The following is an 8253-nucleotide window of genomic DNA, read 5'->3' on the forward strand; positions in this document are numbered from 1 at the left end:
CCCGCCGAGCTGGCCTTCCCCCTGCACACCCGCGCCGTCCGCACCTGGTTCGACGGCGGCTACCGCTGACCGGACCGACGGCTTCGCCGCACACCGCGAACCGGCTACAGACCACGTACCCGCACCGGATACGCCACCGCCCCCTCCTCCCCCTCCCGGCCCTCCCGTTCGACCACGACCCGCCCGTCCACCAGCCGCGACGTGTACCGCTCGACCTCCGCCCGCTCCCAGCCGTCCCCGGCGTCCAGGACCACCAGCCCGCTCCCGCTGCGCCCCGCCACCGGAGCCCACACCTCCAGCTCCACACCACCGTCCGCACCCCGCACCGGCAGCACCGAACCCGCCCGCGCCAGCACCGGCACCCGCGACAGCGGCGCATCGAGCAACACCTGCCCCGGCCCCTCGTACACCTCACCGGTCGCCGTGTCGTACCAACGCCCCCGGGGCAGCCGCACCGCCCGGCGATCCGCGCCGGGCTCCAGCACCGGAGCCACCAGCAGAGCGTCGCCCAGCAGGAACGCGTCCTCGCACTCCCGCAGCGCCCGGTCCCCCGGCGCACGCCACCACAGCGGCCGCACGTACGGAGCGCCGGTCAGCCCGGCCAGCCGCGACAGCGTCACGAAGTACGGGTGCAGCCGCTCCCGCTCCGCCAGCACCGCCCGCGCGTACTCCAGCACCCGCGGCCCGAACTCCCACGGCTCCCGCCGCCCCGCGCCGATCGCCGCATGGGTACGGAACAACGGCAGATACGCACCCAGCTGGAACCACCGCAGATACAGCTCGGGCGACGGCGACCCGTCGAACCCGCCCACATCGGGCCCCGAGTACGGCACCCCGCACAGCCCCAGCCCCAGCACCAGCGCCAACGAGGCCCGCAGCCCCGGCCAGCCGGTCTCCACATCACCGGACCAGGTGCCCCCGTAACGCTGCATCCCCGCCCAGCCGGAACGCGAGAACAGGAACGGACGCTCCTCGGGCCGCAGCCGGCGCAGCCCTTCGTACCCGGCCCGCGCCATCGCCAGCGCGTAGACGTTGTGGGCCTCTCGGTGATCACCCCCGCGGCCCTCCAGCGAGTGCCGCGCCGACCGGGGCAGCGACGGATCCCCGAACGCCGCGAACGACACCGGCTCGTTCATGTCGTGCCACACACCCGAGAACCCCTGCGCCAGCCGCTCCTCGTACAGCCCGCCCCACCACTCCCGCACCCGCGGATCGGTGAAGTCCGGGAACACGCACTCGCCCGGCCACACCTCCCCGCGCACCACCCGCCCCCGCGCGTCCCGGACGAAAGCGCCGCGTTCCCCGACCGCCGCCCCCGCGTCGAACACCGCGTTCCCCGGCTCCGCCGCCACCGCGGGATCGACGATCGACACCAGCCGCACGCCGTCCTCCCGCAATTCCTTCGCCAGGCCCGGCAGATCGGGGAAGCGCTCCCGGTCGACGGTGAACACCCGGTGCTCGTCGTAGTGGTCGATGTCCAGATGCAGCACGGACAACGGCAGCCCGCGCTCCCGGTACCCGGCGACGACCCGCCGCACCTCCCGCTCGCTCCCGAACCCCCACCGGGCGTGCTGCGGACCCAGCGCCCAGGACGGCGGCACCGCCGGAGCACCCGTCAGAGCCGTCCAGCCCTGCAACACCCGGGCCGGCGTACCCGCCACCACCCAGCAGCGCAACGGCCCCCCGTCCATCCGCACCTCGCACGTCCCGGGCCGGTCATGACCCGAACCCGCCCCCTCCTCGCCCTCGCGCAGCGTCACCCGCCCCGACCAGGTGTTGTCGTGGAACACCAGATGAGTCCCCGCGTCACAGACCACGAGCTGCACCGGCATCGTCAGATACAGCGGATCGTCACCCGGACCGAAACGCCCACCCGGATCGGTGTTCCACAGCTCGTACACACCGTCCCGCAGCCGCGGACCCGAGGCCCGGCCCCCGAGCCCGAAGAACCGCGCGTCCGCCGGCACCTCGGAACGCTGCACCCACCGGGCATCACCCCCCGCCACCGGCTCCCACCAGCGCGGCGGCAGCTCGCGCCGGAGCACCACCCCGCCCGGAGTACGCAGCTCCACGGCCCCGTGCCGCGACACCGCGACGGTCAGCCGCTCCGACACCACCTGCCAGCCGCCGTCCTTGTCCGGCTCCAGCAAGGCCCGCGGATCCGGCTCGGGCACCGCACCGGGCAGCGCGTACGACGGCAACGGCTCCGCCCCGTCCCAGCCCCAGAACACCGCACCGCCCACCGCCACCCGCACCCGCAACTCCGAACGGGCGAACCGCACCACACCCCCGCCCGGCCCCGGCTCCGCCCCCACCACGAGACCGGGCACCCGCGCCCGCTCCGCACCACGCCGGGGCAGCGCCCGCGCATCCGCACTGCGGCGCCGCCAGGACGAGCGCACCGAGCGCAGTCCCCGCACCGAACCGACCATCTTCACCGAGCGCACCAGGTCACGACCGTCCATGCAGCTCAGCCTGCCATCCGGCGAGGCGGATGAGGGCTCCGTTCAACTTCCGTTCACCCGTGGCCGGACCACATGTCCGGACACACGGGCATGGGTGGGGAACCCTGGTGCGAAAGACGATCACATGGCATCGTCCGTAAAAGCCGCCTCACGCGCACACCCCAGCACGTGTGCGCGGACCCACGCCCATCCCGCGTACCCGTACAGCCAGGGAGCCGCCCCATGACCGCAGCAGCCAACGAAGCCCCCCTCTGGCAGCCCGGCCCCGACCGCATCGCGGCCGCCGCCGTCACCCGCTTCCAGAGCTGGGCGGCCCAGCGCTACGGAGCCCCGGCCGAGGGTGGCTACCCGGCGCTGCACCAGTGGTCCGTCGACGAACTCGGCACCTTCTGGCAGGCCGTCGCCGACTGGTTCGACGTACGGTTCTCCACCCCGTACGAGACCGTCATCGCCGACCGCACCATGCCCGGCGCCCAGTGGTTCCCCGGCGCCACACTCAACTACGCCGAGCACGCGCTGCGCACCGCCGAGGACCCCCTGCGCGCGGACGCCCCCGCCCTGCTCCACGTCGACGAGACCCACACCCAGATCCCCGTCTCCTGGTCCGAACTCCGCCGCCGGGTCGGCTCGCTCGCCGCCGAACTCCGCGCACTCGGCGTCACCCCCGGCGACCGGGTCAGCGGCTACCTCCCCAACATCCCCGAGGCCGTCGTCGCCCTCCTCGCCACCGCTGCCGTCGGAGGCGTCTGGACGTCCTGCGCCCCGGACTTCGGCGCCCGCAGCGTCCTCGACCGCTTCCAGCAGGTCGAACCCGTGGTCCTCTTCACGGTCGACGGCTACCGCTACGGCGGCAAGGAACACCACCGCGCCGACACCGTCGCCGAACTGCGCCGCGAACTCCCCACCCTGCGCGCCGTCGTCCACATCCCGCTGCTGGGCACCGAAGCCCCCGAGGGCGCCCTCGAATGGTCCGCCCTCACGTCCGCCGACACCGAGCCGGTCTTCGAGCAGGTCCCCTTCGACCACCCGCTCTGGGTGCTCTACTCCTCCGGCACCACCGGGCTCCCCAAGGCGATCGTCCAGTCCCAGGGCGGCATCCTGCTGGAACACTTCAAGCAGATCGGCCTGCACTGCGACCTCGGCCCCGAGGACCGTTTCTTCTGGTACACCTCCACCGGCTGGATGATGTGGAACTTCCTCGTCTCCGGCCTCCTCACCGGAACCACCCTCGTGCTGTACGACGGCAGCCCCGGCTACCCGGACGTCAGCGCCCAGTGGCGCGTCGCCGAACAGACCGGAGCAACCCTCTTCGGAACCTCGGCCGCCTACGTCATGGCCTGCCGGAAGGCCGGCATCCACCCGGGCCGCGATCTCGACCTCTCGCGCGTCCAGTGCGTCGCCACCACCGGCTCCCCGCTCCCGCCCGACGGCTTCCGCTGGCTCCACGACGAGGTCGACGCCGACCTGTGGATCGCCTCCGTCAGCGGCGGCACCGACGTCTGCAGCTGCTTCGCCGGCGCGGTTCCCACCCTCCCCGTACACATCGGCGAACTCCAGGCCGCCTGCCTCGGCACCGACCTCCGCTCCTGGGACCCGGCGGGCGAACCGCTCATCGGCGAGGTCGGCGAGCTCGTCGTCACGGCACCCATGCCCTCCATGCCCATCCGGTTCTGGAACGACCCCGACGGCAGCCGGTACCACGACAGCTACTTCGACATGTACCCCGGCGTCTGGCGCCACGGCGACTGGATCACCATCACCGAACACGGCTCGGTCGTCATCCACGGCCGCTCCGACTCCACCCTCAACCGCCAGGGCGTACGGATGGGCTCCGCCGACATCTACGAGGCGGTCGAACGGCTCCCCGAGATCCGCGAATCCCTCGTCATCGGCCTCGAAGAGCCCGACGGCGGCTACTGGATGCCGCTCTTCGTCCACCTCGCCGACGGCGCGCGGCTCGACGACGCGCTGCGCGACAGCATCAAGCGCACCATCCGGGAGAACCTCTCCCCGCGCCACGTCCCGGACGAGGTCATCGAGGTCCCCGGCATCCCGCACACCCTCACCGGCAAGCGCATCGAGGTTCCGGTCAAACGCCTCCTGCAGGGCACGGCCCTCGCCAAGGCGGTCAACCCCGGCTCGATCGACAACCTCGAACTCCTCCACTTCTACGAGGACCTCGCCCGCAAGCGACACTGACCGTCTCCGACCGTCCCCGTTGTCAGTACCCTTGATTACTCTGAGTGAGCAATGATCGACAGCGCACTTGGGGGAGTCATGGCGCACATCAGGAACACCGGGGACAGCAAGCACGGCAGGCCCGGCGGGTACCGCCGGTCCGGCACAACCATGCGACGCACGCTGCGCCGCGAAGCACCCAGCACCATCGGCCTCCTGGCCGACGAGCAGGACTTCGCGGCGATGCGGCGCTACCGCACCTTCACCTTCGACGACCACACCGTCTATCTCCAGCAGGTCGAAGTCCTGCTGAAGTCCCTCTCCGCACAGGGCATGCACGCCACGGTCGCGCTCTTCGACCCGGAGGAGTACGCGGAGTACTGCGCCGAATCGGGACTCGCTCCCGACACCCCGGCCAGCCGCAGCCGCTTCACCGCCGAAATCGCCTCGGCCGGCGCCACCGTCGCGTACACCGGACAACCCATCGACACCCTGATCCCGCTCCTGGTCAGCCGGGCCGTCCGCCGGGCCACCTGGGAGTACGCCACGATGATCCTGGCCGGCCTCGGCGAATGCGCGGACTGCGGCAAGGACGTCGGCCAGGCCGCCTTCGACCGGGCCTCGCACCTGCTGCTCCGCATGCTGGAGACGGCCGGCCCGGGCACCCACCACCTGGTCTGCAGCACCCCCACCGACAACGAGAACCTGCTCGCCGTCCTGCACACCGAACGGGACAGCGCAGGGCCGGCCCGGCTCGAAACGCAGGAGGGGGCGGAGTTCGTCACGGTGCTCGCCGTGGGCATCGCCCTCGAAAGGCCCGGGGGAGTCGTACTCCGAACGAGCCGCCCCGGCACCCAGGACCGGGTGCACGGCTGGCGCCTGACCCGCGGCGCCCTGGCCCCGCTCAGCGCCGGTGAGGTCTTCAGCGCCTACTGCACCGACGCCGACACCGGCGAACCGGTCGCCCCGGAGTCACATGTGGAGTACTGCGCCGGCTTCGACCTCGGCGCGGACGCACCGGAATCGCACCACTGACAGGCCGAAGGGGCTCCCCGCCACCACAGGGGCGGGGAGCCCCTTCACCGAACAACGCCGCGGGACTACTCGCCCGACAGCACCACCTGGGCCGCGACCCGCGCCTCCTCGGCGGAGTCCGCCGCACGAGCGGCGGAAGCGGCACGCTCGCACTGCGCGAGCGTGTACTTGGCCAGCGTGGCGCGGACATAAGGAATGGACGCGGCACCCATCGACAGCGAGGTCACGCCCAGCCCCGTCAGGACACAGGCCAGCAGCGGATCGGAGGCGGCCTCACCACAGACACCACAGCTCTTGCCCTCGGCCCGGGCCGCCTCGGCCGACAGCGCCACCAGATCGAGCAGCGCCGGCTGCCACGGGTCCTGCAGCCGCGACACCGCACCCACCTGACGGTCGGCGGCGAAGGTGTACTGCGCCAGGTCATTGGTCCCCAGCGAGAGGAACTCCACCTCCCGCAGGATCGAACGCGCCCGCAGTGCGGCGGACGGAATCTCCACCATCGCACCGAACTTCGCCTGCAGACCGGCCTCACGGCAGGCGTCGGCGAAGGCCTTGGCATCCGCACGGTCCGCCACCATCGGCGCCATGACCTCAAGGTGGACCGGCAGCCCCTGGGCCGCCTTCGACAGCGCGGTCAACTGGGTATGCAGCACATCGGGGTGGTCCAGCAGACTCCGCAGCCCGCGCACACCCAGCGCCGGGTTCGGCTCGTCCGCCGGGGTCAGGAAGTCCAGCGGCTTGTCGGCCCCGGCATCCAGCACCCGTACGACGACACGCCCCTCGGGGAACGCCTCCAGCACCGCGCGGTAGGCCGCAACCTGCTTCTCCTCGGACGGCGCCTGCTTGCTGTCGTCGAGGAACAGGAACTCGGTACGGAACAGCCCCACGCCTTCCGCACCGGCCTCGACCGCCGCCGGTACGTCGCCGGGCCCGCCGACGTTGGCGAGCAGCGGGACCTTGTGACCGTCGGAGGTCGCACCCGGGCCGGACGAGGCCGACAGCGCGGCCTTGCGCGCGGCGGCGGCACTCTCCATCTCCGCACGCTTCTCGGCGCTCGGCTCGACGAAGATCTCACCGGTGCTGCCGTCCACGGCGATGACCGTGCCCTCGGCCAGCTCACCGGCACCGGGGAGCGCCACGACGGCGGGCACCCCGAGCGCCCGGGCGAGAATCGCGCTGTGACTGGTCGGCCCGCCCTCCTCGGTCACGAAGCCGAGCACCAGAGCCGGGTCGAGCAGCGCGGTGTCGGCGGGCGCAAGGTCCCGCGCGATCAGTACATAGGGCTCGTCGCTGTCCGGCACACCGGGCATCGGCACCCCGAGCAGCCGGGCCACGATCCGGTTGCGCACGTCATCGAGGTCGGCGACGCGCCCCGCCAGGTACTCCCCGGCGTTGGCGAGCAGCGCCCGGTACGCGGCGAACGCGTCGTAGACAGCACGCTCGGCGGTGCTGCCGACGGCGATACGCCGTTCCACGTCCGCCATCAGCTCAGGGTCCTGGGCCATCATGGCCTGGGCCTCGAGCACGTGCTGAGCCTCGCCACCGGCCAGGTTGCCGCGCGCGATCAGGTCGGCCGCCACGGCTTCCACGGCCTGCCGGGCGCGCCCCTGTTCGCGCTCGGCCTCCTCGGCGGGGATCTGCTTGGCCGGCGGTTCGAGCACCGCCGTACCCATATGACGCACCTCGCCGATCGCCACCCCGTGGCTCACGCCGACGCCTCGCAGCGTTGTCTCCATGTCACCCGTCTCCGGTCGTGCGGCGGGCCGTGCCCCCGCGGTGGATATCCAGTCGGCTGTCATCGATCCGGATTCGTCACTGCCAGCCGAACAAGGTGTCGCCGAGCTTCACGTCGCCGTCCTCGCGGACGTCGGAGAGGGATTCGGCGGTGGCTTCCAGCGCGACGACCGGGCACACGGGCGACTTGCCGGCCGCCTCGACGGCCGCGGGGTCCCAGCGCACGATGCCCTGGCCACGCGTGACCGTGTCCCCCTTGTTCACGAGCAGCTCGAATCCCTCACCGTTGAGCTGAACGGTGTCGATGCCGAGGTGCGTGAGCACCCCGTGCCCGGACCCGTCCACGACGACGAAGGCGTGCGGGTGCAGGGAGACAATGATGCCGTCGACCGGCGACACCGCCTCGGACGGCTCACGCACGGGATCGATGGCGGTGCCAGGACCCACCATCGCGCCGGAGAAGACCGGATCCGGTACCGCAGCGAGCCCGATGGCACGTCCGGCAAGAGGGGACGTCACAGTGGTCATAGGGAGCCTCCCAGGGGTGGAGCTTGATCGGCGCCGTCACAGCCTGTGGGCGACGGCGTGCTGTTCAGCAGCGTAAGTCATAAGAAGTCCCGGTTCCGCCCGAGTCCTGGCGGTTCGCGGCCCTAGAGGCATACCGGAAACGATTTGCCTCGACTCTCGGCGGCCTGTACTCTCATACTCCTGCCTGACCCCAACGCGACTTTGAGTCGGGGGTCGGCGGCGACTTTTAAGCCCTGACCCTAACCCGGACTCGGCACCTGCATGCCTGCAGGGGCTGGTCAAGGAAAGCGAAAAGGACTGATAGAGTCGGACT

At 71.8% G+C, this 8253-nt stretch carries 5 protein-coding genes and 1 pseudogene; 3 read left to right on the plus strand and 3 right to left on the minus strand.

Annotated elements, in window-relative coordinates; genetic code table 11:
* Window positions 1–69 (plus strand): annotated as a pseudogene (locus EES42_RS46150) (NUDIX hydrolase); the annotation flags it as partial.
* Between the two features lie 35 nt (window positions 70–104).
* Here EES42_RS46150 and EES42_RS16575 read toward each other — a convergent pair.
* Window positions 105–2465 carry a glycoside hydrolase family 31 protein gene (locus EES42_RS16575; protein WP_124718983.1) on the minus strand — a complete coding sequence of 787 codons (2361 nt, stop codon included), beginning with the start codon at window positions 2463–2465 and terminating at the stop codon, window positions 105–107.
* Window positions 2466–2687: 222 nt separating this feature from the next.
* On the opposite strand from EES42_RS16575, the gene EES42_RS16580 reads away from it, so the two are divergent.
* Together EES42_RS16580 and EES42_RS16585 are read left to right on the plus strand one after the other, a co-directional pair.
* Entirely contained in the window at window positions 2688–4664 is a 1977-nt protein-coding gene (locus EES42_RS16580; RefSeq protein ID WP_124718984.1) for an acetoacetate--CoA ligase, read from the plus strand.
* Window positions 4665–4715: 51 nt separating this feature from the next.
* Window positions 4716–5678, plus strand: coding sequence for a hypothetical protein (locus EES42_RS16585; protein ID WP_124718985.1), 963 nt, complete (start codon window positions 4716–4718; stop codon window positions 5676–5678).
* Window positions 5679–5743: 65 nt separating this feature from the next.
* Here EES42_RS16585 and ptsP read toward each other — a convergent pair whose 3' ends face one another.
* Both ptsP and EES42_RS16595 read right to left on the minus strand, forming a co-directional pair.
* Window positions 5744–7414 (minus strand): phosphoenolpyruvate--protein phosphotransferase, encoded by a 1671-nt coding sequence (ptsP, locus tag EES42_RS16590; RefSeq protein WP_124718986.1) that lies wholly within the window; start codon window positions 7412–7414, stop codon window positions 5744–5746.
* 76 nt (window positions 7415–7490) lie between these two features.
* Window positions 7491–7940, minus strand: a complete 450-nt coding sequence (locus EES42_RS16595; RefSeq protein ID WP_124718987.1) for a PTS sugar transporter subunit IIA — start codon at window positions 7938–7940, stop codon at window positions 7491–7493.
* Window positions 7941–8253: the final 313 nt, after the last annotated feature.

It is taken from the genome of Streptomyces sp. ADI95-17, assembly GCF_003846175.1.
Classification (GTDB): Bacteria; Actinomycetota; Actinomycetes; order Streptomycetales; family Streptomycetaceae; genus Streptomyces; species Streptomyces sanglieri.